At 67.3% G+C, this 24,096-nt stretch carries 21 protein-coding genes and 2 pseudogenes; 14 read left to right on the top strand and 9 right to left on the bottom strand.

What is annotated here, in order from left to right; translation table 11 throughout:
* Nucleotides 1-21: 21 nt before the first annotated feature.
* Nucleotides 22-2,010, bottom strand: coding sequence for a sigma-54-dependent Fis family transcriptional regulator (locus AC3WLE_RS02785; RefSeq protein WP_492318605.1), 1,989 nt, complete (start codon nucleotides 2,008-2,010; stop codon nucleotides 22-24).
* Between the two features lie 274 nt (nucleotides 2,011-2,284).
* Between AC3WLE_RS02785 and pedF the strand changes: the two genes are divergently transcribed.
* Both pedF and AC3WLE_RS02775 read left to right on the top strand, forming a co-directional pair.
* Nucleotides 2,285-2,764 carry a cytochrome c-550 PedF gene (pedF, locus tag AC3WLE_RS02780; protein ID WP_492318604.1) on the top strand — a complete coding sequence of 160 codons (480 nt, stop codon included), beginning with the start codon at nucleotides 2,285-2,287 and terminating at the stop codon, nucleotides 2,762-2,764.
* 82 nt (nucleotides 2,765-2,846) lie between these two features.
* Nucleotides 2,847-3,758, top strand: a complete 912-nt coding sequence (locus tag AC3WLE_RS02775) for a substrate-binding periplasmic protein (protein WP_492356194.1) — start codon at nucleotides 2,847-2,849, stop codon at nucleotides 3,756-3,758.
* Between the two features lie 19 nt (nucleotides 3,759-3,777).
* Here AC3WLE_RS02775 and AC3WLE_RS02770 read toward each other — a convergent pair whose 3' ends face one another.
* Both AC3WLE_RS02770 and AC3WLE_RS02765 read right to left on the bottom strand, forming a co-directional pair.
* Nucleotides 3,778-5,097, bottom strand: a complete 1,320-nt coding sequence (locus AC3WLE_RS02770; RefSeq protein ID WP_492351737.1) for a type II toxin-antitoxin system HipA family toxin — start codon at nucleotides 5,095-5,097, stop codon at nucleotides 3,778-3,780.
* On the bottom strand, nucleotides 5,094-5,354 hold the full coding sequence (locus AC3WLE_RS02765; protein ID WP_010809785.1) for a helix-turn-helix domain-containing protein: 261 nt from the start codon (nucleotides 5,352-5,354) through the stop codon (nucleotides 5,094-5,096). The genes AC3WLE_RS02770 and AC3WLE_RS02765 overlap by 4 nt, the downstream gene beginning before the upstream one ends.
* A gap of 372 nt (nucleotides 5,355-5,726) precedes the next feature.
* Between AC3WLE_RS02765 and imuA the strand changes: the two genes are divergently transcribed.
* The 9 genes and pseudogenes from imuA to AC3WLE_RS02720 all read left to right on the top strand — a co-directional run bounded on the left by imuA (nucleotide 5,727) and on the right by AC3WLE_RS02720 (nucleotide 15,730).
* A complete protein-coding gene (gene imuA / locus AC3WLE_RS02760; RefSeq protein WP_492318601.1) occupies nucleotides 5,727-6,596 on the top strand; it encodes a translesion DNA synthesis-associated protein ImuA in 870 nt (289 codons plus the stop codon).
* Nucleotides 6,529-8,100 carry a Y-family DNA polymerase gene (locus AC3WLE_RS02755; protein WP_492357563.1) on the top strand — a complete coding sequence of 524 codons (1,572 nt, stop codon included), beginning with the start codon at nucleotides 6,529-6,531 and terminating at the stop codon, nucleotides 8,098-8,100. Before imuA ends, AC3WLE_RS02755 begins: the two co-directional genes overlap by 68 nt.
* Nucleotides 8,097-11,507 carry an error-prone DNA polymerase gene (locus AC3WLE_RS02750; protein ID WP_492318599.1) on the top strand — a complete coding sequence of 1,137 codons (3,411 nt, stop codon included), beginning with the start codon at nucleotides 8,097-8,099 and terminating at the stop codon, nucleotides 11,505-11,507. The genes AC3WLE_RS02755 and AC3WLE_RS02750 overlap by 4 nt, the downstream gene beginning before the upstream one ends.
* Before the next feature lie 286 nt (nucleotides 11,508-11,793).
* On the top strand, nucleotides 11,794-12,747 hold the full coding sequence (locus tag AC3WLE_RS02745) for a 5'/3'-nucleotidase SurE (protein ID WP_492353343.1): 954 nt from the start codon (nucleotides 11,794-11,796) through the stop codon (nucleotides 12,745-12,747).
* An 11-nt stretch (nucleotides 12,748-12,758) separates the two neighbouring features.
* Nucleotides 12,759-13,412: a hypothetical protein gene (locus tag AC3WLE_RS02740; protein ID WP_492318597.1), complete on the top strand. Its 654-nt coding sequence runs from the start codon at nucleotides 12,759-12,761 to the stop codon at nucleotides 13,410-13,412.
* Nucleotides 13,413-13,764: 352 nt separating this feature from the next.
* Entirely contained in the window at nucleotides 13,765-14,784 is a 1,020-nt protein-coding gene (locus AC3WLE_RS02735; RefSeq protein ID WP_492318596.1) for a tripartite tricarboxylate transporter substrate binding protein, read from the top strand.
* Nucleotides 14,785-14,806: 22 nt separating this feature from the next.
* Nucleotides 14,807-15,115 (top strand): annotated as a pseudogene (locus AC3WLE_RS02730) (3-oxoacid CoA-transferase subunit A); the annotation flags it as partial.
* Between the two features lie 3 nt (nucleotides 15,116-15,118).
* Nucleotides 15,119-15,578: pseudogene (locus AC3WLE_RS02725) on the top strand (CoA-transferase); the annotation flags it as partial.
* The gene (locus tag AC3WLE_RS02720; RefSeq protein WP_492357564.1) at nucleotides 15,578-15,730 is read left to right on the top strand and encodes a hypothetical protein; all 153 of its coding nucleotides are present in this window, start codon (nucleotides 15,578-15,580) and stop codon (nucleotides 15,728-15,730) included. The pseudogene AC3WLE_RS02725 and the gene AC3WLE_RS02720, both read left to right, overlap by 1 nt.
* A gap of 18 nt (nucleotides 15,731-15,748) precedes the next feature.
* Here AC3WLE_RS02720 and AC3WLE_RS02715 read toward each other — a convergent pair whose 3' ends face one another.
* Both AC3WLE_RS02715 and AC3WLE_RS02710 read right to left on the bottom strand, forming a co-directional pair.
* Nucleotides 15,749-15,874 carry a hypothetical protein gene (locus AC3WLE_RS02715; protein ID WP_492357565.1) on the bottom strand — a complete coding sequence of 42 codons (126 nt, stop codon included), beginning with the start codon at nucleotides 15,872-15,874 and terminating at the stop codon, nucleotides 15,749-15,751.
* Between the two features lie 197 nt (nucleotides 15,875-16,071).
* Complete coding sequence (locus AC3WLE_RS02710; RefSeq protein WP_492353340.1) at nucleotides 16,072-16,302, bottom strand: hypothetical protein; 231 nt, start codon at nucleotides 16,300-16,302, stop codon at nucleotides 16,072-16,074.
* A gap of 7 nt (nucleotides 16,303-16,309) precedes the next feature.
* On the opposite strand from AC3WLE_RS02710, the gene AC3WLE_RS02705 reads away from it, so the two are divergent.
* The 3 genes from AC3WLE_RS02705 (at nucleotide 16,310) to AC3WLE_RS02695 (ending at nucleotide 19,763) form a co-directional block, all read left to right on the top strand.
* Complete coding sequence (locus AC3WLE_RS02705) at nucleotides 16,310-17,122, top strand: MurR/RpiR family transcriptional regulator (protein WP_492318592.1); 813 nt, start codon at nucleotides 16,310-16,312, stop codon at nucleotides 17,120-17,122.
* A gap of 225 nt (nucleotides 17,123-17,347) precedes the next feature.
* Nucleotides 17,348-17,533, top strand: coding sequence for a hypothetical protein (locus AC3WLE_RS02700; RefSeq protein WP_492318591.1), 186 nt, complete (start codon nucleotides 17,348-17,350; stop codon nucleotides 17,531-17,533).
* A gap of 49 nt (nucleotides 17,534-17,582) precedes the next feature.
* Nucleotides 17,583-19,763, top strand: a complete 2,181-nt coding sequence (locus tag AC3WLE_RS02695) for a phosphocholine-specific phospholipase C (RefSeq protein WP_492357566.1) — start codon at nucleotides 17,583-17,585, stop codon at nucleotides 19,761-19,763.
* Between the two features lie 209 nt (nucleotides 19,764-19,972).
* Here the strand turns inward: AC3WLE_RS02695 and AC3WLE_RS02690 are convergent, their stop codons facing one another.
* From AC3WLE_RS02690 to AC3WLE_RS02675, 4 genes are all read right to left on the bottom strand, one after another.
* Entirely contained in the window at nucleotides 19,973-20,122 is a 150-nt protein-coding gene (locus tag AC3WLE_RS02690) for a DUF1484 family protein (protein ID WP_492318689.1), read from the bottom strand.
* Nucleotides 20,123-20,679: 557 nt separating this feature from the next.
* On the bottom strand, nucleotides 20,680-22,002 hold the full coding sequence (locus tag AC3WLE_RS02685) for an epoxide hydrolase family protein (RefSeq protein WP_492357483.1): 1,323 nt from the start codon (nucleotides 22,000-22,002) through the stop codon (nucleotides 20,680-20,682).
* Nucleotides 22,003-22,014: 12 nt separating this feature from the next.
* Nucleotides 22,015-22,440: a cupin domain-containing protein gene (locus AC3WLE_RS02680; RefSeq protein WP_492357482.1), complete on the bottom strand. Its 426-nt coding sequence runs from the start codon at nucleotides 22,438-22,440 to the stop codon at nucleotides 22,015-22,017.
* Between the two features lie 210 nt (nucleotides 22,441-22,650).
* Nucleotides 22,651-23,994, bottom strand: a complete 1,344-nt coding sequence (locus AC3WLE_RS02675) for an epoxide hydrolase family protein (RefSeq protein WP_492357481.1) — start codon at nucleotides 23,992-23,994, stop codon at nucleotides 22,651-22,653.
* Nucleotides 23,995-24,096 lie beyond the last annotated feature (102 nt).

Below are 24,096 nucleotides of genomic sequence, written 5' to 3'. Positions count from 1 at the left end.
TGCCCTGGTGCGTGGCCGGGATCAGCCGGCCTGGTGGGGCAGCCCGCGGGCCTCTTCCATTTTCCGGTAGACCGTATTGCGCGAGATCCCCAGCGCCTTGGCCGCCGCAGAGATATTCCCGTTGTGCGCCTTGACCGTGGCGACAATGGCCATGGCCTCGACATCGGCCAGCCGCGTGGGCTGCGCGCGCGGCAGCATATGGCCCGCGGGCGCCGCCGCATGCCCCTGGCGCTCGCGCAAGTCATCGAGGAAGTCGTCGGGCAGGTGGTCCTCGGTGATCTCGGCTTCGCCTTCCGCCATCAGCCGCGCGGTGCGCAGCAGGTTGCCCAGCTGGCGGATATTGCCCGGCCAGTGGTAGCGGCGGAACATCTCCATCACCGACTCGCGGATGCGGGGCGGCTCGCCGGGTTGCACGCCGGCCTGCTCCTGGCGCAGCAGCCTGGCGGCCACCACGTCGAGGTCGCCGCGCTCGCGCAGGGCCGGCAGCCGCACCACCAGCCCGTTGAGGCGGTAGTAGAGGTCTTCGCGGAACTGGCCGTTGGCGACCAGATCACGCAGGTTGCGGTTGGTGGCGCACACCACCGAGACATCGATATGGATGACCTTGCTGCTGCCCAGCGGCGACACCGCGCGTTCCTGCAGCGCGCGCAGCAGCCGCCCTTGCAGATGCAGCGGCATGTCGCCGATCTCGTCCAGGAACAGCGTGCCGCCGTTGGCCAGCAGCATCTTGCCGATGCCGCCCTTCTTGCGGGCGCCGGTGAAGGCCCCTTCTTCATAGCCGAACAGCTCGGATTCGATCAGGTTTTCCGGGATGGAGGCGCAGTTCACCGCAATGAACGGCCCGGCATGGCGCGGGCTGTCGGCGTGGATGGCGCGCGCCATCAGTTCCTTGCCGGTGCCGGTCTCGCCCAGCACCATCACCGGAATATCCTTGCCGATGACCTTGCGCAGCTTGCCGATGACCGCGCGGATGTGCGCGTCGCCCGTGTCCAGGTCGTCCAGCCCGGGGGAGGGGGCCGGGCCTGCGGCCAGGCTGCGCGGTGCGGCGGCCGTGCCAGGCTGGACTGCGTCGCCGGCATCGGTGTTGCCCGGCAACGATGCGGCGGGTGACTTCCATTCGACCCGGGCGCTGACCTTGACGCCGCTGGGCAGGTGCAGCTGGACGATGCCCGCATGAGCCGCGCGCACCGCGTCGAACAGCTGCGACATCGACAGCCCGAACAGCGAGGAGAAGGTGTGCGCATGCAGGGCGCCATTGGACAGGCCAAGCTGGAACTGCCCGCTGCGGTTGGCTGACAGGAAGCGCCCGCCGGGCGTGAAGGAGACGATGCCCTCGACCAGCGTGCCCAGGAACTCCGCGCGCGAATGGAAGCGGATGCACACCATGTCACGGAAGGCGTTGCCGAACAGCTGGTTCTCGATCATCTGCGCCGACATCCGCACCAGCGCCATGGTGTGCTTGTGGAAACCGCGCTGGTCGCCGGTCACATCCAGCGCCCCCACGGTCTTGCCGTAAGGGTCGAGGATGGTCATGCACGAGCAGGTCAGGAACTGGTTGGCCTCCAGGAAGTGGTCGGCGCCGTGTACCAGCGTGGCCCGGTTCTCGGCCAGGGCCGTGCCGATGGCGTTGGTGCCGCGGCGCGCTTCCGACCACTCCGCGCCCGGGCGCAGCGCGACCTGGTTGGCCCGGGCCAGAAAGTCGTCATCGCCCATCGAGTGCAGGATCAGGCCATCGGCGTCGGTCAGGATGACCATGCTCTGCGTATTCACGATCTGGTCGTAGAGCGTTTCCATCACCGGCAGCGCATAGGCGAACAGCGACTGGCTACGCTCGATCCGCGTTTTCAGCTCGCTCTGCAGCACCGGGCAGAAGTCGGGCGATTCATAGGGACGCAGGCCATAGGACTCGGAACGCTGGTGGGCCTGGGCAATCAGTTGGTCGCGCTCGGGCTGCCCCGTGTCACCCGGGGCGCCCGCCGCGGGGCGGGCCGGTTCCGGCTGGAAGGTCATTTCTCTGTCTCCTGTGGAAAGTCCGCCCGCGATCTTTGCGCGGGTCGCTGTCGGCGTCGCCGGGGCGCATGGTCGACAGTGTTGCGTCATGAAGCAAAACACTTGCCAGGGTGTGGCAATCCGGGACACCCGTGCCGCGATGCTGCGTTGCACTGAACCATGGCGGCGCGGTGAAGCCTGCCTGCAGGCGCCTCCGGGCCTGGTCCGGCTGGCTGGTATGGCTCTTGCGGAAACAGGGCAAACAACCAAGACCCGTCCACTGTAGGAGACATCCATGAAAACGCAGCGCCGCCTGCTTGCCTTGCTCGCGCTTTGCGCGTCCCTGACCGCCGTCCCGGCCGGCTCCGTGCTGGCCCATGGCGACGTCACGCCCCAGGCCGTCGATACCAAAGCGTTACCACAGCTGGGCGACGAATGGCGCCCGGACAATCCCTACCGCAGCGGCGATGCGCACAAGGAGGCGCTGCGCATCGGCAGCTCGGCCTATAACCAGAACTGCGCGCGCTGCCATGGCCTGGAAGCGGTGTCAGGGGGCATCGCGCCGGACCTGCGCAAGCTTGACGGCGACTGCGTCTCACTGGCGGATGCAAAGAAGAAGCAGGCGTGCATGAGCGAGATTTCGCAGTTCTACACCACCACCGTGCGCAAGGGCCGCACGCGCGACGGCCGCGTCTACATGCCGCCGTTCGACGGCGTGCTGAGCCAGGAGGCGGTGTGGGCCATCAAGACCTACCTGGAGTCGCGCCACGAGTAAGAGGCGGCTGCGCCGGCAGTCCTTCACGTTGTCCAGCCCCGGCCCGCAGTGCCGGGTCAACGCATCTTCCAGGAGCCATCCCATGCCCGCCAGCCCTGTCCGCGGCCTCAGGCATTCCGTGTCCCCCATGCCGGCGGCGCCGGCAGGCGCCGTGCGCTGGCTGTGCGGCGCCATGCTGGCTGCCGGCGCGCTCCTCTTCTGCGCGCAACCGGCCCAGGCCGACCTGGCCAGGATCCGCCAGACCGGCACCCTCAAGGTGGCGGTCTACAAAGGCTTGCCGCCGTTCTCCGCGATCGCGGGCAGTCAGGCCGCGGGCATCGACGTGGCCCTGGCCAGGGCACTGGGCAAGGAGCTGGGCCTGTCGGTGGCGCTGATGCCGTTCGATGCCGATGAAAGCATGGCTGACGACTTGCGTGCCATGGTCTGGCGCGGCCATTACCTTGGTTACGGACCGGCCGACGTAATGCTGCACGTGCCGGTCGACCGCGCCTTCATGCGCGAGAACGACAAGGCGCTGATCTTCGCGCCGTATTACCGCGAGACCTTCGTGCTGGTGCAGGACCGCGAGCGCGTGCCGGCGGTGCGCGGCCTGGAAGACCTGGCCGGGCAGCCGACCGGCGCCGCAGCCGGTTCGGCCGGGGCCAATGCGCTGCTGTCCGGCGCGGGCGGCGCCTTGCGCGACAAGGTCAGGATCTACCCCGAAGCCGACGCGGCATTGCGCGCGCTGTTCTCCGGCGAGATCGCGGCGGCGATGGTGACGCGCGCCCAATACGAGAGCGCGCTCAAGGCCGCGGGGCAATCCGGGGCGCGCTTTGCCGCGACGGAACCCAGCGCGCCGCTGCTGCCGCGGCGCGGGTGGGCCGTCGGCATGGCGGTCAAGGCAGGCGAGCGGGAACTGGCCGAAGCGCTGGAAAAGGCGTTGAGCGCGCTGCGCAGCAATGGCGAGCTGGCGCGCATCTTTGCCGGCTACGGGGTGTCGATGCAGGCGCCGTGAGGGGTGGGTGGCGAGCGCCTCACCGGGCCGGCCTGCCGGCCCGTGCAAGCGGCAGCGTCTGCAGGCGCTCGGCAACGACATTGCGGATCGCCTGCGGCGCGTCCAGTTCGTCCAGCATGCGCGGCCAGTTGGCATGTGCCAGCGCGACGGCTTCCCTGACGGCGGCGGTCGCAATGCGCCGCGGGACGCCGGCCTTCTCCGCGATGGTCTCGTACGTTGCCAGGGTTTCTTCACGCTGCCGCTTGTCGATGGCAACGTTCTGGCCATAGGTCGCAAAGCCGGGAAGCGCGGCCACGCAGACGATGTCGTACGCCGGTGACAGTTCCGGCAGGACCCCGTTGTGATAGGTCACCGAGAAGTTCTTCAGGTGCGCATCGCTGTTGCCGATCAGCGTGTTGACCGCCTGGCGCAGGAAGAACTGCCGCGCATGCTCGACCCCGCTCGGGCTCAGGCGATACAGGGCGGCAACGAGCTGAATGTAGCTCTCGATGCCGGCGTACTTCTTCGCTGGCATCCTGCCCAGCATCTGGCAGCCGTCTTCGGCGTGCACACGCCCGGCCGGGGTGCGGTCAAACCTGTCCACCGCAAGGTAGTGCAGGTTTTCGCCCAGAGATTCAACCAGTCCCTCGACCTCGATGGTCGAGACTGGCAGCACTCTGGTCGGCGCGACATGGACGCCGGCGGCGGCCGCAAGCTGCATCGAGATCGATTCGTTGAACACCTGCGAATCATCGTTCCTGGCAGGAAGCTTGGCGATGATGTCGGACAGCCTGCCCTTGGCTGGCAGGGTGTAGCGCTTGTCCTGCAGCACCGTCGACAGGGCCAGCTTGTTCTGCACGCCGGACACCGAGGCCGCGCCCTGGGTGGCGCCCTCCACCACGGCAATTTCCAGGTTGTCCGCGCCGCCGGTCACGCCATACGTCCGCGCATACTCCGGCAAGGCGCCGATGTCCGCCGGCACGATGACGACGGCCCCGGGGAGATCATTGCCGGCCGATGCCAGGATGCCGAAATCGTCCTTGTCATCGGGATTGCTCCGCGTTGCCTCGAGCCGCTTGCGCAGTTCGCCCTCGGGCAGCAGGCCGGCAAAGTAGGGCGGCAGTTCATGGCCCGTGCTGTAGACGGCAGGATGAAAGGGGTTGTCCAGCACCTCGGCGGTGGCCTTGCGGCCGGCCTCGGTCGGGACGCTGATCGACAGGCTCAGCGTGGGGCGGCGCGTGTCGCCCCGAAAGGCTTCGGATGGCACGAACCGGACATTGCCGCTGGCCTCGCACAGGTAGCCGCATAGCTGGTCGTAGAGCCGGACCTCAAGAAAGCGCGGATGCAGTTCGTAGCTCATTCCTGGTCCAGGAAGATGTCGACTGCGCTGCGGGCACTGCGGTCGGGCCCGCTGCCTTTGCCTTCCAGGACTTGCCTGACTTCCTGTGCCCGCTCGTTGGGCACCAGGACCCATTCCGCGTCCAGGGCGGCCGCCAGGGCTTCGAGGGTGGATGCGCGGCTGTCCTTCTTCCCCAGCAGGATCGCCGACAGGTTCTGGCTTGCCATGCCCAGCACCCGCCCGATCTCGGTCAGGGTCTTGCCTCTGGCTTCCCGCATGTCGCGGCACTGAGAAACTAATGACATAGCATTATTTCACTGATGTATGCATGTTCTAGTATGATACATCGGCGCGCCGATATCCAGGTGTGTATCATTCGATAGTAGCTATATCTCTAGAAAATAATACTATCGAATTACTTTCTATTGCGAACCGCCGCCCGGCATGAAACCGGGTGGAGCAAATGAAGACGGCCGCCGCCCGCCCGTCTCACTTCCCCGGGGTCCCCCAAGCCACCCCTTGCCGCTACCCCTTGCGCTGGCACCAGATACTGTATAAATATACAGTTATCGTAAACCTACTAGTTCCTCGCCCTCCCCGGCGAGCGACACCAACTCCACATGACTGCGCAATCGCACGCAGCCCCGCCCATGACGGCGGAGGGCCTTCTTTTCCCAGCGCCGGCGCCCCCGGAGCCTGCCCCGTCTGCCCCGGCCTCGCGCCAGCAGGCGCTGTCGGCGCTCGAGCAGCGCTATCCCGGGCTGTGGCGGGCCGGCCAGCTGGGCCGTGCCGGCGGTGCGGCGGTATGCCCGACCGGATATGACGCGCTGTCGGCCGAGCTGCCCGGCGGCGGCTGGCCGGCGGGCGGGCTGACGGAGCTGCTGACGGCGCAGGGTGGAGCGGGCGAGCTGCGCCTGCTGCTGCCGGCGCTGCGCGCGCTGGCCGGGGCCGGGCGCCGTATTGCGCTGGTGGCGCCGCCTTACCTGCCCAATGCGATGGGGCTGGCCGCGGCCGGCCTGCCGGCGCGCCAGCTCTACTGGATGCGCCCCCCGGCCGGCGCCGGCAAGGCCGCGCAACAGGCCGACATGCTGTGGGCGGCCGAGCAGGTGCTGCGCAGCCAGGCCTTTGGCGGCGTGCTGGTCTGGCTGCCCGCGGCCCGCCCCGAGGCGCTGCGCCGCCTGCAGGTGCTGGCGCAGGCCGGCGACGCGGTGGCATGGGCGCTGCGCCCGGCCACGGCGCTGCGCGAGTCGTCGCCGGCGGTGCTGCGGCTGCTGCTGGCGCCGCTGCCCGGCAATGTGCTGTCGATCACCTTCCACAAGCGGCGCGGGCCGGTGCGGGACACGCCGCTGCTGCTGCGCCTGGACGGGATGGCGGCGGCCACGCGCGCAGCCGCCTGGCCTGTCCCGGCAGGTGCGCCTGCCTTGTCTGAATCGTCTTCTCCATCTTCTTCCGATGCCGTACTGGATCGCGGTGCACCTGCCGCGCCTGCCCCTGGACGCCCTGCAGCCCAACTGGCCTGAGCTGGCGCCCGCCGCGAGCCCGCCTGCCGCCACCGCCACGCTGCACCATGCGCTGCCGGTGGCGGTGATGGCGCGCGAGCAGGTGGTGCTGGCCAACGGCCCGGCGATGCAGCTCGGCGTGCGCTACGGCATGCGCCGCGGCGGCGTGCAGGCGCGGTCGGCCGACATCGTGCAACTGGAGCGCGACCTCGCCGCGGAAGCATCGCTGATGGAGGCGGTGGCGCTGGCGCTGCTGCATTTCACGCCGGGCGTGTCCGTCGACGAGGAACCGGAGTCGGCCACGGTGATGCTGGACGTCACCGCCAGCCTGCGCCTGTTTGGCGGCCACCGCGCGCTGTGCCGCGCGGTGCGTGCCTGCGTGCGCCAGCTTGGCACCTTTGCCCAGGTGGGCTCAGGCCCGACCGCGCACGGCGCCGCGTGGCTGGCGCGCCAGCCACTGCGGCGCACGCGGCGCGGCGTGGTGCGGCCCGGGCGCCGCGCGGTGGGCATGGCGCGCCTGCACCGGCTGCTGGACCGCCTGCCGGTGGAGGCGCTGCACACGCTGGCCGATCCGGCCTGGCTGGACGGCATCGGCTGCCGCACCCTGGGCGAGGTGCGGCGCCTGCCGCGCGCGGGCCTGACGCGCCGGCTGGGCCCGGCGCTGCTGGCGCGGCTGGACCAGGCCTATGGCGAGGCGCCGGCGCGCTTCGTCTGGTTTGTGGCGCCGCCCGCGTTTGCGCAGCGCATGGACCTGCCGGGCCGCATCGAATCCGCCGAGGGCGTGCTGGCCGGCGCGCAGCGCCTGCTGCTGGCGCTGGCCGGCTGGCTGGCAGTGCAGCAGGCCGGCGTCACGCGCTGCGTGCTGGTGCTGGAGCATGAGCGCTACCGGCGCGGCGTGGACACCGACGGCACCGAGGTGCCGGTGGGCCTGGCCCAGCCCAGCCGCGATCCCGCGCACCTGTCGCGGCTGCTGCGCGAGAAGCTCGACAAGCTCAACTTCCACGCCCCCGTGACCGGCCTGGCGCTGCGCGTTGAGGCGATGGCCGCATGCGTGCCGCAAAGCGATGCGCTGTTCCCCGAGCCCGGCGGCACGCCGGAAGACCTGGGCCGCCTGCTCGATACGCTGATGGCGCGGCTGGGCCGCGACAACGTGCTGCAGCCGCGGCCGCTGGCCGACCACCGGCCCGAGCGCGCCAACCGCTGGTGCCCGGTCGACGAACCCGGCGGCAACAAGGCCGCCAGCCTGCCGGGCCCGCAGCCGGAGCGCCCGCTGTGGCTGCTGCCGCAACCGCTGCCGCTGCCGGTGCAGCGCCACCGGCCCTGCCACGGCGGCCCGCTGGCGCTGCTGAGCCGCCCTGAGCGCATCGAGGCCGGCTGGTGGGACGGCGCGCTGGCCACGCGCGACTACTTTATCGCCGAGCGCGCCGACGGCCTGCGCTGCTGGATCTTTCGCGAACGTCCGGGCCATGCGGCGCAGGACGAGGGCGGCGAGTACCGCTGGTTCCTGCATGGGTTGTTCGCATGAGCGCGCTGTCCTTGCCTGCCTCGCTGCCGGGTTTGCTGCCGGCGCTGCCGGATTACGTGGAGCTGCACTGCATCTCCAACTTCACCTTCCTGACCGGCGCCTCGCACCCGGGCGAGCTGATCGAGCGCGCCTTCGGCCTGGGCTACAGCGGGCTGGCGCTGACCGATGAATGCTCGGTGGCCGGCACCGCGCGCGCGCACGATGCCATCGAGACCCTGCGCAAGCGCCTGCACGACGCGGTGGCGCGCAGCGCCGCACGCGGCGAAGAGAGCGTGGATGAGCCGCTGCTGGACCATGACGAAGAGCCTGACGCCGGCGCTGACGATCCCCATGCCCACGCCAGCCGCCACCAGCGGCTGCAGGCGCTGGCCCGCGCCGCCGATGCCTTCTCGCTGCTGATCGGCAGCCGCTTCAGCCTGACCCCGGCCGATGGCTCGGAGCGCGCGCCGCTGCGGCTGGTGCTGATCGCCCAGCACCGCGAGGGCTTTGGCAACCTGAGCGAGCTGATCACGCTGGGCCGGCGGCGCGCGCAGAAGGGCACCTACCGGCTGCATCCCGAGGACCTGGCCGCGCCCGCCGCCGACGAAGCGCACCTGCGCGGCATGCCCGGCTGCGTGGCGCTGCTGCTGCCCGACTATTGCGCCGATCCTGAACTGCTGCGCGAGCAGGCCGAGTGGTGCCGCGCGGTCTTCGGCGAACGTGCCTGGATTGCGCTGGAGCAGCTGCAGGGCCATGCCGACGCGCTGCACCGCGCGCGCCTGGAAGCGGTATCGGCCCAGACCGGCGTGCCGCTGGCGGCGGCCGGCGCGGTCACCATGCACGTGCGTTCGCGCAAGCCGCTGTCCGATGTGCTGGCCGCGATCCGGCTGGGCCAGCCGCTGGCCGAATGCGGCATGGCGCTGGCGCCCAATGCCGAGCAGCACCTGCGCATGCGCCAGGTGCTGTCGCGCCTGTACCCGCGCGAGGCGCTGGCGCAGACGCTGAAGATTGCCGAGTCCTGCGATTTCTCGCTGGGGATGCTGCGCTATGAATATCCCGAGGAACTGGTGCCGGCCGGCGAGACGCCGATCTCCTACCTGCGCAAGGAGGTCACGCGCGGCAAGCATGAGCGCTTTCCCAACGGCCTGAAGCCGGAGTGGGAGAAACAGCTCGAAGAAGAACTGCAGCTGATCGAAGAAAAACATTACGAACCCTTCTTCCTGACCGTGCACGACATCGTGCGCTTTGCGCGCGGGGAGGGCATCCTGTGCCAGGGCCGCGGCTCGGCCGCCAATTCACTGGTGTGCTTCTGCCTGTATGTGACCGAGGTCAGCCCCGAGCAGGCCAACCTGCTGTTCGGCCGCTTCCTGTCGCGCGAGCGCGATGAGCCGCCCGATATCGACGTGGACTTCGAGCACCAGCGGCGCGAAGAGGTGATCCAGTACATCTACAGGAAATACGGCCGCCACCGCGCCGCGCTGGCGGCGTCGCTGATCACCTACCGCTCGCGCAGCGCATTGCGCGACGTGGGCCGCGCGCTGGGCATCGACGCCAGCGTGGTGGAGCAGGTGGTCAAGGGCCAGGCCTGGTGGGACGGCGGCCGCGGCTTTGTCGAGAAGATCGCCCGCTACGGGCTCGATCCCGAATCGCCGGCGGTGCAGCAGTGGGCCAGCCTGACCGCGCAGCTGCGCGGCTTTCCGCGCCACCTGTCGCAGCATGTGGGCGGTTTCGTGATCGCGCAGCACAAGCTGTCGCGGCTGGTGCCGATCGAGAACGCGGCCATGGCCGACCGCAGCGTGATCCAGTGGGACAAGGACGACCTGGAGTCGCTGGGCCTGCTCAAGGTCGATGTGCTGGCGCTGGGCATGCTGTCGGCGATCCGGCGCGCGCTGGAGATGATCCCCAACCCGGACCTGGCGCGCGCTGCATTGCCGACGCGGATGGAAGACATCCCCAAGGAAGACCCGGACACCTACGACATGATCTGCAAGGCCGAGACCATCGGCGTATTCCAGATCGAATCGCGCGCGCAGCAATCGATGCTGCCGCGGCTGCAGCCGCGCCAGTACTACGACCTGGTGGTGGAGGTCGCCATCGTGCGGCCCGGCCCGATCCAGGGCGGCATGGTGCATCCCTACCTGAAACGGCGCGAGGCCTTCCGCCGCACGCAGCAGCCGCCGGCCTATTTCAACAAGGTGATCGAGAATGTGCTGGGCCGCACGCTGGGTGTGCCCATCTTCCAGGAGCAGGTGATGCAGCTGGCCATCGACGCGGCTGGCTTTTCACCGGGGCAGGCCGACCAGCTGCGCCGGTCGATGGCGGCGTGGCGGCGGCGCGGCGACCTGCGCCAGCACCAGGATGCGCTGGTGCGCGCGCTGACCGGCAACGGCTACCCGGAATCCTTCGCGCTGGCGATCTGCAAGCAGATCGAGGGGTTTGGCGAGTATGGCTTCCCCGAGAGCCACGCCGCCAGCTTCGCCAAGCTGGTCTATATCAGCGCCTGGCTCAAGTGCCATCATCCGGCCGCCTTCCTGTGCGCGCTGCTGAACAGCCAGCCGATGGGATTCTATTCACCGTCGCAACTGGTGCAGGACGCCAGCCGCAATGGCGTGCAGGTGCTGCCGGTGGATGTCACCATCAGCCGCTGGGACAGCACGCTGGAGCCGGTGGAGGCCGATGTCGCCGACGCGCAGGCCCGCACCAGGCCGCAGCATCCGCGCGTGCGCCTGGGCCTGGGCCGCGTCAAGGGCATGCGCGAAGCGGCCGCGCTGCGCATCGAGGCCGCGCGCGCCCAGCGTCCGTTCGACAGCGTCGAAGACCTGGCACTGCGCGCCAGCCTGGACCGGCACGACATCGACGTGCTGGCCGCCGCCGACGCACTGGCGCCGCTGGCCGGCAACCGCCGCCAGGCCCGCTGGCAGGCCCGCGCCGCCGCCGCGCATGCCGCGCACCGCGACCTGCTGTACGAAGCGCCGCCCGCCGAAGCCGCGCTGGCGCTGCCCGCGCCCCGGCTCGGCGAAGACGTGACGGCGGACTATGCCAGCCTGGGCCTGTCGCTCAAGTCGCACCCGCTGGCGTTGCTGCGGCACAAGCTGGCGGCGATGCGCTTTGCCACCGCCAGCCAGCTCGCGCGCTGCGCCAACGGCCGCCGCGTGCGCGCCTGCGGCATCGTCACCGTGCGCCAGCGCCCATCCACCGCCAGCGGCACCATCTTCGCGACCATCGAGGACGAGACCGGCTCCGTCAACCTGATCCTGTGGCCCGACCTGGTCGAGCGCCAGCGCAAGGAGGTGCTGGGCGCCACGCTGCTGGGCGTGGTCGGCACCTGGCAGCGCCAGGGCGACGTGCGCCACCTGGTGGCCAAGGAGCTGGTGGATTTAAGTCCGATGCTGGGGCGGTTGATGGTGGGGAGCCGGGATTTTCATTGAGACGCACGGCCAGAAGCCAGGTCATGCCTGTGCGTAGAGCGGTTTACTTGCACGCCTGATTCATCGCCAGGCACCGCTTTGTTGTTCACGCAACTGTAACGAAGCGCAGGTAACGTAGCGTCCGTCCACTACCGGACACCACAGGGCGCTGCGCCCGGCCCGCGCCCCCCACACCTGGCGCTGCCGGCGCGTGCGCCAGCCAGCCTGATCGGGCTGCCCGGAATTGCCTTGTCTGCACCGTGGGCGCGCTTTGCCCGCACTCCTGAACCGCCTCGACACCACCGCCATGAAAACCCGACTGATCGCCGCGGCCTTGCTGGCCGCCACGGCGAGCCCTGCCTTCGCCCTGAACATCCTGCTGACCAACGACGATGGCCTGACCAGCAACCTGAAGGCGCTGTACGACGCCCTCAAGGGCGCAGGCCACAACGTCATCGTCAGCGTGCCCTGCACCGGCCAGAGTGGCCGCGGCGCCGGCATCGTGATGTACAGCACCACGGTCATCGTGCCCGACAACGACAAGACCCAGGTCGAGGCCGAAGGCGGCTGCCACAACGGCGCGGCGGCCACCGGCGAGCCGGCGGTGGGGCCTTTCACCAAGCCGGGCTATGCCAACGGCGATTACCACTACGCTCACGGCACGCCGGTGATGGCGACCATGTACGGGCTCGACGTGCTGGCCCCCGCGCGCTGGGGCAAGGCGCCGGACCTGGTGCTGTCCGGGCCCAACGAAGGGCAGAACGTGGGCCGCATCGTCAACAGCTCGGGCACCGTCAGCAACGCGCAGTTCGGCGCGGCGCGCGGCATTCCGTCGATCGCGCTGAGCGCCGGCACCGACTCGGTCGACAACGCCGGCCTGGCGAGCCCGGTGTCGGGCGTGGTGGCGCAACTGACCATCAAGCTCATCAACACGCTGCGTGCCAAGACCAACGGTGGTCCGCTGCTGCCGGCGGGGCTGGCGCTGAATGTCAACTTCCCGAACGCGCCGACGGCCGCCACGCCGTTCGCGTTCTCGCGGCATGGCACCTTCGACGCCTATGCGCTGAAGTTCAACGGCACCGCGCCGTACGGGCTCGGCATCGGCGCCGGCAGCGGCACGCCGACCGCCGCGCAGGCCGAGGACGAGTCCGTCGTCTACAAGACCAGGACGGCCGTCACCGCCATGCAGATCGGCTTCGACCAGCGCCCCGCCGGCCAGCAATGGCTGCGCCTGCGCCTGGGTGAACTGTTCGGCCAGTGAGGCAGGTCCCGATGAAACGCCTCATTTCCCTGTTCCCCCTGGCAGCCGTGCTGGGGCTCGCCGGTTGCGGCGGCAACGACGCGTCCGACAACACCACGCCGCCCGCCACCGCGAGCGTGTCCGTCACGGACCTCGATCCGGGCGCCTACGTTGTCAGCGTGGGCGACGCCGACAACCCGACCGTCGGCAAGTACTACGCCGGCACGGACGGCAGCCGCTACCTGGCCCTGGCCGATGCCGAAGACAAGGCCACCACCATCTACCGCCGCGACAAGAACGGCAGCTGGGTCGCCGCACCGGGCGCGGACGCCGCGGCCAGCGTCAAGCTGCTGAGCCAGGCTGCCGTGCCCTCGGCGAAGGTAGAGCCCGGCAACGTGGCTGGCGCTTACACCGCGGTGCTGCCCTCGGGTGCCAGCGCAAGCTTCACCGTCACGGCAGAAGGCAAGATCGCGCCCGGCGCGTCTGCATGCCAGCTATCGGGAACGCTCGCCACGCATGCCATGCCGAATTCGCTGAGCCTCAAGCTGTCCACGTCGGCCTGCGGCACGCTGCCGGCCAGCGCCACCGGCGTGCTGGCCATCGACACCGACTATCAGCCCGCCGCGTTCCGCCTGATGGCGGACGACGGTGGCCGCGTGGTCGACTTGTGGGCGTATCGCGACTGAGCGGCGCAGCCTGGCGCGTGAAACAGGGACGACACGATGCTTGTGAAGCGCATTGCCGCCTGCAATCGGGTGCGCATGCGCTCGCCTGGAAAAATCCGTGAGCTGCTGCGGAAACCGCGGTATTGATGCCGGAAACCGGCGTCAAAACTCGGAGAAAGGTTAATGCACAGCCCGGATTTTTCTCGAAAAGGTCGATAGCCGCCGATAGCGGTGCCACAGCGTACGCATGGGTTCCGTCAGGCAGAAGCCTTCTTTTGCGAATTGTGAATTCACGTGCCCTGACGGGCGATTTATCGTCATTGACGCAGCGCTGGAACCACATCCCAGGAACATGGCGCGACCGTAAAAGGAGATGACGATGAAGCAGGCTTTCGATGGGCGGTGGCTGGCGCGCGCCAGGCTGGCACTAGCGGCGACCGGGATGGCGGGGGTGGTTGGCGTTGCCGTCGTGGTGGCCCCAGGCACAGCGCTGGCGGCATATCCCGACAAGCCGATCCGGCTGATCGTGCCGGCGGCCGCGGGTGGTACAACGGATATCGCGTCGCGCCTGGTCGGCAAGCGCATGGGCGAGTTGCTTGGCCAGCCGGTGGTGGTGGAAAACCGCGCCGGCGGAGGCGGCATCATTGGCGCCCAGGCGCTCAGGCAGTCTGCCGCCGATGGCTACACCCTGATGATGGGCAATATCGGGCCCAATGCCATCAACTACAGCCTGTACCGGCAACTGCCCTACCGCGCCGAGGACTTTGCGCCAATTACCATGGTGGTGTCGGTACCCAATGTCCTGGTCGTCAATGCCAGCGTGCCGGCCCGAACCGTGGCCGAACTGGTCGCGCTGGCCAAGGCGCAGCCCGGCAAGTATTCCTTTGCCTCCTCGGGCACCGGCCAGTCGGTCCACCTTTCCGGCGAGCTGTTCCGCAAGCGCACCGGCACTGACCTCATCCACGTTCCTTACAAGGGTGCGGCACCGGCCGTGGCCGACCTGGTCGCGGGACAGGTCACCATGATGGTGGACAATCTCCCCAGCTCGCTGCCGCATATCCGGTCGGGCAAGCTGCGCGCGCTGGCGGTGACCAGCGCCAGCCGGGTGCCCGAGCTGCCTGATGTGCCTACCATGAAGGAAGCTGGCGTGAACGACTTCCAGGTGACGGCTTGGTTCGGCCTGGTGGCGCCGGCCGGCACGCCACGGGAGGTGATTGACCGGCTGCAGAAGACCGTCGCCGGCATCCTGGACGAGCCCGACATCAAGGCAAGGCTGGCGGAGCTAGGGGGTATCCCAGGCGGCGATACGCCCGCTCACTTCGGCACCTTCATCAACAGCGAGCGCGAGCGCTGGGCGCGCGTGGTCAAGGACACCGGCATTCCGCAGCAATGAACCAAGACCGGCCGGCCGGGGCATGCACGCCGCCGGCGCCGGACTGGGGCCGTTCTTTACGCCGACCGCGTATGGCACGGCCCTGGCTGAGGGCAAGGAAACGCGCGAGATCGATGGCAGGGGTTATGTGCTGGAGCAACCCTTGCGCGGCGATTTCGCGCTGGTCAAGGCGCATCGGGCGGATCGCTGGGGCAACCTCGACTACCGCTATGCGGGCCGCAACTTCGGGCCGGTGATGTGCACTGCAGCCCGACACACCATCGTCCAGGTCGATGAGATCGTGCCGCTGGGCACGCTGGCGCCAGAGCAGGTGATGACGCCAGGCATCTTCGATAATGCCAGCAAGGAGCCGGTCGCGTTGCTGGCGGGCGCTTCCATCTCCGACCATGCAATGTCCTTCGCGATGATGCGCGGCGGGCATCTCGACATCACCGTGCTGGGCGGCTTCCAGGTCTCCGCCACGGGCGACCTGGGCCAACTGGTCGACCGGCGGGCCCGACGCGATTCCCGCCGTGGGTGGCGCCATGGACCTGGTGGCGGGAGCGGCCAGGCTGTTCGTGATGATGGAGCATGTCACCCGCGACGGCCAACCCAAGCTCGTGGAGCGCTGCAGCTATCCCGTTACCGGCCTTGGCGTGGTGGACCGCATCTACACGGACCTGGCGGTGATCGACGTGCAGCCTGGCGGCGGGCTGCTGGTCACCGGCCTGGCCGAAGGCGTGTCACTCGAAACGGCGGCGGCACTGAGCGCGGCGCCGCTCATGCTGAAGCCGCAATGCCGGGTGTTGCGCTAGTGTCATACGCATGGATCCGGACGACCTGCGGCACGCTGCTTGCCTGCGTCACAGGGTTGCTGGCCATCGATGCCGACTACCAGCCTGCCGCGTTCCGCCTGATTGCGGACGATGCTGGCCGCATGGTCGACTTGCGGGCGTATCGCGACTGAGCGGCGCAGCCTGGCGCGCTAGTTCATCGCCAGGCTGCCCGCCAGCATTGACTGCCCGGAAGAGAACTCGCGGATGGCCTGGTTCCGCGTCGCGGTAGTGGTGGTGATGGCAGCGCCCAGGCTGGCGATTTCCTGTTGCGGCACCGCAATGCGGACGTGCTTCCGGTTGGGGCGGCCTTCGAATGACCCATGAAGGGCTCAGGATTCAATCGGTCGATGCAATCCTCTGGAGGCCGGGCGCTCGCGACCAGTTCCGTGGCAGGGGCAACGGAAAACGGTATTGTCAACGCAAACAGTTATCATCGTGCCGTGCCTTGCCGGTTTCATCCGGAACACTGAATTCACCATACACTTTGCAGGTCGATTGATGCCGATTCCGTCTTGCCACCCGGGCTTCGCGCCGTATCGTCAGTCCCTGAGCGGGCGGGGCCCATGGTAAAGGGCCGCCGCGGCGCGGGCGCGGCGCCGGCCCGGAAATCGTCGTCGCAGGCGTCATCGGCCAGAACGGAGACCGCGCAGACCGCCGAGCCAGCGCCGCCGTCGCCCACCACGTCGGCGATGCTCGCGCGCATTCACAGCATGCGGGACTCGCTGGGGCCGGCCGGGCAGCGCATTGCCGATTTCGTGACCCGGTATCCGCAGACCGTGATCCATATGTCGGTCAGCGAAGTGGCCGAGCGCACCAATGCGAGCGAGGGCAGCGTGGTCGGCTTCTGCAAGAGCCTGGGCGCGACGGGCTTCCAGCAACTGAAGATCCTGCTGGCGCAGGAACTGGTGCAGGGGGTCCAGATCATCCACGAAGACCTCGAGCCCGGCGACACCTGCCCGGCGGTCATGCGCAAGATCTTCCAGAGCAACGTCCAGACGCTGCATGACACCAGCGCCGTACTCGACGTGGCCGCGATCGAGCGCGCGGTCGCCATGCTCAGGGCGGCCGAACGCATCGAGATCTATGGCATCGGCAGCGCGGCGCCGATCGCCGAGGATGCGCAGTACCGCATGCTGCGCATCGGGCTCAACGTGAAGGCGGTGGTGGATTCGCATATCCAGGCCATCAGCGCATCGCTCGCGGGCCCCAGGGTTGCCACGCTGACCATCTCGCATTCGGGCAGCACGCACGAAACCGTGACGGCCACGCGGCTGGCGCGGGAGAGCGGTGCCAGCACCATCTGCATCACCAATTTCGGCAAGTCGCCGATCCAGGCCTTCGCCGACGTCGTGCTGTTCACGATGGCGCGCGAGACCCGCTTCCGGACCGAGGCGATGACCAGCCGCCTGGCGCAACTGGCGATCATCGATGTGCTGATCGCCTGCCTCGCGCTGACGGACTACGACCACTCCGTCGAAACGCTGCGGCGTACGTTCGACGTCCTGTCGCTCAAGCGATATTGAGCCCCAGCCGGCCCGCGCCGGCATCCTGACATTTTCCTGCTGCAGTTGTCGTCCAGCCTTGCTCCCGTCAGTGACGGGGGGTGCCGTTCCACGGCCAGAAAATGAGGATAATTCAAATGTAAAAACAATCATATTGAGCAATATTCATTTGGATGTCACATCGGCCCCCTACGCTTCGAGTCGCGTCAGTCCCTTCCCCCTGGCCCTCGAACATAAGGAGTCCTCATGAACAACCCATTGTGGTCTGGCCGCGCCGCGCTGCTCGCGGCGCTTTTGTCCCTGGCCCTCACCGCATGCGGTGGCGGCGAAGATAGCAGCAGCATCACTCCCCAGGCCGTCAAGACAACCATGCAGGCGGCAGCAGCCGAAGACGCGGCAGCGTCGAAGCAGGGCATGCACTGCGCACCCTGACACATCCGCGACCCTTCCCCCATCGTCCGCTCCTACCATTCCCCCGATCATGACCAAAATCGATCGACGCACCTTCCTCTCCGGCGCCGTCAAAAGCGCTGCCGCTGCTTCGGTTCTGTCGATGCTGCCGCCCAGCATCGCCCGCGCACTCGCCGTTCCGGCTGCGGTCAATACCGGCACGATCCAGGACGTGCAGCACGTAGTGATCCTGATGCAGGAAAACCGCGCGCTGGACCATTACTTCGGCGCCATGCGCGGCGTGCGCGGCTTTGGCGACCGCTTCCCGGTGCCGGTGCCGTCAGGCAAGCCGGTGTGGTTCGAGTCGAACGGCACGCGCGAGATCACGCCGTTCCATCTCGACAGCGCGACCGTCAACGCGCTGCGCGTCTCCGGCACGCCGCACAGCTTCATGGATGCGCAGAATGCGTGGAACCAGGGCCGTTTCGGCTTCTGGGCCAAGTACAAGAACGACCATTCGATGGGCTACTACCGTCGTGAAGACATTCCGTTCCAGTACGCGCTGGCCGAGGCCTTCACGCTTTGCGACGCCTACCACTGCAGCCACGCCGGCGGCACCGACCCGAACCGCATCACCTTCATGTCGGGCTCCAACTACAACCCCGCGATGCGCGAGGCGGGGCGCAACTGCACGCTTGACGATGCGGAGGTCAACAACCTGCGCTGCAGCGTGAGCGGCAAGCTGCCCACGCCGGGCTACACCTACAAGGGTTCCGCCTTCCAGTGGTCCACGCTGCCGGAACTGCTGCAGGCAAAGGGCGTCAGCTGGCGCATCTACCAGAACCCCAATGCCAACTGGGGCGGCCTGCTGCATGGCGGGCTCGCCTTCAAGAGCTTCCGTGAAGCGCAGCCAGGCAATCCGCTCTACGACAACGGCATGAGCAGCTGGACCATCGAGCAGCTGGCCGCGCATGTGCGGGACGACACGCTGCCGGCCGTAAGCTGGATCCTGCCGACGCCGGCGCAGTCCGAACATCCGGGCGGCCCGTCGAGCGCAACCGAAGGCGCGGACTTCATCAACACGGTGCTGACGGCGCTGACCGCCAACCCGGAGGTCTGGAGCAAGACCGTGTTCTTCATCACCTTCGATGAGAATGACGGCTTCTTCGACCATATGCCGCCGGCCGCGGTGCCGTCCTACGACGCCAATGGCGTCCTGCACGGCAAGTCGACCGTCGACGTCACCGGCGAATACTTCGACACCGCCGGCAATACGGCGCTCGACGGCACCACCACCAGCGGCGAGACCATCCGCCTGCGCCCGTACGGGTTCGGCCCGCGCGTGCCGATGTATGTGATCTCGCCGTGGACGCGCGGCGGGTGGATCAACTCGCAGGTGTTCGACCACACCTCGATGGGGCGTTTCCTGGAACAGCGCTTCGGCATCACGGTGCCCGCGATCAGCCCGTGGCACCGCGCAGTGGCCGGCGACCTGACTTCCGTCTTCGATTTCAGGACGCCGAATGACCAGGTGTTCCCGACGCTGCCGGATACCAGCAACTACAAGCAGGTGATCGCCGAGCAGCTGGCGAAACCCAAGGCGGCGGCACCGGCCGTGCCGGCGTCGCTGTTCCAGGAGACTGGCACCAAGTATTCGCGCGCGCTGCCCTATGTCCTCCATGCGAGTGCGCTGGCCGAGCCCACCATCGGCAAGCTGAAGCTGATCTTCAGCAATACGGGGGAGCAGGGCGCGGTCTTCCATGTCTACGACCGGCTCCATCTGGACCAGATTCCGCGCCGCTACACGGTCGAGCCCGGCAAGATGCTGGACGATGAATGGGATGCGCGCACCACGGACAACGGGCGCTATGACCTGGCGGTCTACGGGCCTAACGGCTTCGTGCGCATGTTCAAGGGCCAGCTGCCCGCGGACGCCATGGCCGATGCCCCTGAGGTCCGCGTCTGCTACGACCTGGACAAGGGCAGTGTCTACCTGTCTGCGCGCAACGACGGCAAGGGCGCGGTCAACGGTGGCGGCAAGCCGCTGACGCTGGTGGTGACGCCCAACGCTTATCGTAGCGACGGTCCGTGGCAACTCCATATCACGGCCGGCGCCGAGGTGGAGCACCACTGGCCGCTGCAGGAGAGCGGCAACTGGTACGACTTCACGGTCACGGAAGCCGAAAGCGGATTCGAACGGCGCTTCGCAGGTCGCCTGGAGACTGGCCAGCATGGCGTGACGGACCCGGCGATGGCAACCGGGCTGGGCTAGCGTCCGGTCGCCGCGGTCTGGCCGGAATGCGTGCCGGACCGCGGTTTTGCGAGGTGATGGCATATCGCCTCGAAGCTCCGGATCTCGATGCGGATCTGCAGCTTGCACCGCTCGACCATCGGGAAGATGCAAACGGCGCGAGACCAACTGGCTCACGCCGTTTGCTTTTCAGCGCTGCTCATCCGTTGCGCGGTCAGCAGCGCTCTTCGTCAGACCAGCGCCTGCAGGCGGTTGGCGCTCTCGTCCAGTTGCTGCTTGAGCGGCAAGAGCAGGGCGTGGAGGCCGATGCCCTGGGGGATGGTGTCGCTCTGCAGGTCCAGCAAGGTCAGGAAGGACTGAAGACCGACGCTGACACGCAGGATGTCGTCGGTGACTTCAAGGATGTGGTCCTCCAGGGGGACGGCCTTGCTGGGCGGGGGTGGGGCGGCTTTGCGTGGCGACGAGCCTGGGCGCGGTCGATTTTGGCCAGGTTCTCGGCTAGTTGGGCTTGCTTTTGGGCGAGGGTGGGCTCTTGGGGAGCCGGGGTGTTGCTTTGCATGATTACCTCCAAGTGAGTGATGGAGGCTCGCAGTCCGCTGCTAACCGGGGGGGCGAGCACAGGGCCGGGTTAGTCAGTATGACTCCCCTGGAGCAAGGAGGGCTGGCCCGCCGCGAGGAATCAAACGCTCGCACATGACCGGTCAACGAAGCTGGCCGATTGGAAACGAATTTTGACATACTGGCCAGGTATGCAGGTCAGAGGGCGACTGCAAGTTTGTCCGGAACGTTACCGAACCCGTGTTCCGGCGGAGGTCGCTTGTCGGCCAGTTCCGGCCAGTCGTCGAGTGACTATCGACTGGCCGAATCACGCGCAATCTCGGTCGTCCGATTTGACGAGGGGCGGCCCGGGCTGTTGGTCGGCGAGCGACGCAGATTCTTACACATTGCGTAGTGATCGGAACCCGGAGCGCAACTCGGCGCTGAACAGCTCTGGTTCCTCCCAAGCGGCAAAGTGACCGCCTTTCTCGACGCGGCTATAGTAGATCAGGTTTTGATAGGCTCTCTCCAACCACTGCTTCGGCGGCCGGTATACCTCGCCTGGGAAGACGGACACTGCCACTGGAATGGTGATGGGGACGTTCTTTGCCGGTGCGATACTGGTTTCCCAGTAGATGCGTCCGCTCGACGCGCCTGTGTTGGTGAGCCAGTAGAGCGTGATGTTGTCAAGGATCGCGTCGCGGCCCAGTGCGCGCTCGGGATCGCCACGCGTGAATACCCAGTCGGCCTGCTTGTCATAGATCCACGCTGCCAAGCCCACCGGAGAATCGGCAGGCCCGTAGCCAATGGTCTGCGGCCGCGTCTGCATGATGGCGGCGTAACCGAGGCCCTTGTTAAGGAAATCCCTTGCTTCGTCGAAGACCTGCTTTTCTTCGGGAGTCAGGTTCGACGGCGCGGGATCCCCGTTTTTCAAGGCCATGGCAAGCGTCGGTGGCAACGTCGTGGCACGCTCGATCCGGTTGACGTGAATACCGAGGAGCCCCTCTGGCGCCAGGCGGCCAAGCGCGTCGGAGATAATGGCGCCCCAGTCACCCCCTTGCGAAACGTAGCGCGCATATCCAAGGCGCTTCATCAGAACATCCCACGCCCGCGCAATGCGATCCGGATTCCAGCCATTGTCCGTTGGTTTCTGTGAAAAGCCGAAGCCAGGTATCGTCGGAAACACCAGATGGAACGCATCGTTTGCAGTGCCGCCGTGCGCCGTGGGATCCGTCAGCGGGCCAATGACATTGAGCAGCTCGAAGACCGACCCCGGCCAGCCGTGGGTCATGACGAGCGGCAGCGCGTTCGCATGGCGGGAGCGGACATGGATGAAATGAATGTCCAGGCCGTCGATGTTCGTCACAAACTGCGGCCAGGCATTGAGTTTTGCCTCGGCCTTGCGCCAGTCATAGCCCGTTGCCCAGTAGCGCACGAGCGCCTGAAGTTTCTCAAACTGTACGCCCTGGGATCGATCGCCGACTGTTTCCGGACCGGGCCAGCGTGTAGCGGCAAGGCGGCGGCGCAGATCGACAAGCGCCGCTTGAGGGATGTGTGCACGGAATGGGCGGATCGCATCTGACGCCACGGCACGCCCGGAATCTGCCTGCGCGGCGGTAGTCTGGAACGGGTAAAGCATGGAGAGCGCTGCCGTCGCCACGCCCCCTAATAGTAGTGTTCGGCGCGACCGATCGGTAGCCTCGTTGGACCATTGCGTGTTCATGGAAAGCCTCCTTTATTCGCCAGCGGCAGATCCAGATTGCTTGGCCGGCACCGATAAGGGCGCACCCTTTTTGACGATGTAAGTAGCCAGTTCGGACGCCTTGCCGCTGCCGACATTGCGCGCCGAATGGGGACTCCCGGCCGGGATGAACAGCGCGTCACCGGCCTTCAGCGTGACAGCCGGCCTGTCGTCGAGCTGGTATTCCAGCGTCCCTTCCAGGACATAGGCGATTTCTTCCCCGGGGTGCGAATGTTTCGGCGCGAAGGCGCCGGGATCAAAATCAACGCGTACCTGTACACCCTCACGGCCGGGCACGCTGAGTTCGCGCTGGACTAGATCGGTGCGGTGGACTCCCGGCGTTTGCGCTTGAGCCGTTGGTAGAAGCAAGCCACTACCGGCGATAAGCAGGGCCGAGGCGAAGAGTCGGGTCATTTTCATTGGCAGGTGTCCATGTCGTGATAAACGACGGATTCACGTGAAGGTTCAGCATCGGCGGCCGCGTCGGCCGGAAGCGCTACCTTGGCCGCCTGTGCCGCCTTGGCGATTGCGCCAAGGCGCCAAGGCGACAAGCCGACCAACCAGCGCCCGGAAGCTGCTCTGGATTGGTACCACCGCCGTTGCCGGCCGAGTCCGTTGGCGTCCACTAGCTCAGCGTAGCGACCTGAATGCCGCCCTAAGTTCCTGAGTGAAGATCACCGGCTGCTCCCATGCGGCGAAGTGGCCGCCTTTCTCAGCTCGGTTGTAATAGATGAGGTTGGAGTATGCCTTCTCTGTCCAGCTTCGCGGCGCCTGATATTGCTCGCCGGGGAACACGCTCACGGCCACCGGGATCTTGACCCCTTTGGTGTTAAAGAAGCCGCCCTTATATTCCCAGTAGAGACGAGACGCAGACACTCCGGTGTTGGTGAGCCAATACAGGGTAATGTTGTCGAGGATCTCGTCACGCGTCAGTTCCCCTGTAGCGCTCGTGGTCCGGTTCAGAGCCGAGGCGACCGCCGCGGCCGGCTGGCCATCACCATCATTGTGGTCAAGGAGCCAAGCGGCGAGGCCGACAGGTGAATCGGCAATGCCGTAGAGCGTCTGCGGACGCGACCCCATTATCCGGGCGTAGTCCACTTGCTTGAACGTAAGGGCTAGCTGCTCATAGGCGCGATTCTCCTCCACTGACAGACCGGCAGGCGCAGGGGCGTTGGTCTGGAGCGCCTTGTCGACATCGGCCGGAACCGTCGCGGGCATGTTGGTATGGATGGCGAGGAGTCCCGGAGGTGCCTGCAAGCCCATTTGATCGACGACAAAGGCACCCCAGTCGCCGCCCTGAGCGACGTAGTGCTTATACCCGAGACGGCGCATCAGCTCCGCCCAGGCGCGGGCCATGTGCTCGGGACCCCAGCCTGTGCTCGTGGGCTTCGCAGAAAAACCGTAGCCCGGCATCGACGGGATGACGACGTCGAACGCGTCTCCAGCCTTCCCGCCATGTGCGACCGGGTCCGTCAGCGAACCGATGAGCTTGATCTGTTCGAGCACGGAGCCGGGCCAACCATGGCTGATGATCATTGGAAGCGCATTTTGATTCTTCGAACGAACATGGATGAAGTGGATGTCCACCCCGTCGATGGTCGTGACGAATTGCGGAAGGGCATTCAGTTTCGCCTCCGCCTTTCGCCAGTCGTAATCCGTCGCCCAATATCGCGCGAGTGTCTGGATGGTTGCGAGCGGCACGCCCTGCGAAGAATCTGTGACGGTCTCCCTGTCCGGCCATTGCGTGGCGGCGATTCGGCGACGAAGCTCGTCAATGGTTTCCTGCGGCATGTGGATTTTTGGGAACGGACGGATCGAGTCGTCCTCAGCCGTTGCGCGCTGTATCGCGGAAGGCTGATCCGCAGCCGGAACGGCATGGGCGTAACTAAAGGCAGCGGCCAGAACAAGGCCGAGTACGGCCGCAGCTGACGCGAGAAAGCTGCGCCGGGTTGGCGCTGAAAATACTATAAACATGGCAATTTTCCGAATAAGACCGCTCGAGTCTGCGGCGCGCGCAGGGCGACGCGCGGTACGTCTGTAATTTGCGCCATGGTGATGGGGTCCAGGACCATCAAA

The sequence above is a fragment of the Cupriavidus sp. FW306-1B-F12B genome (genome assembly GCF_058781795.1).
Note: the sequence above shows the minus strand (reverse complement) of the source record. Positions and strands in the feature narration are given on the sequence as shown.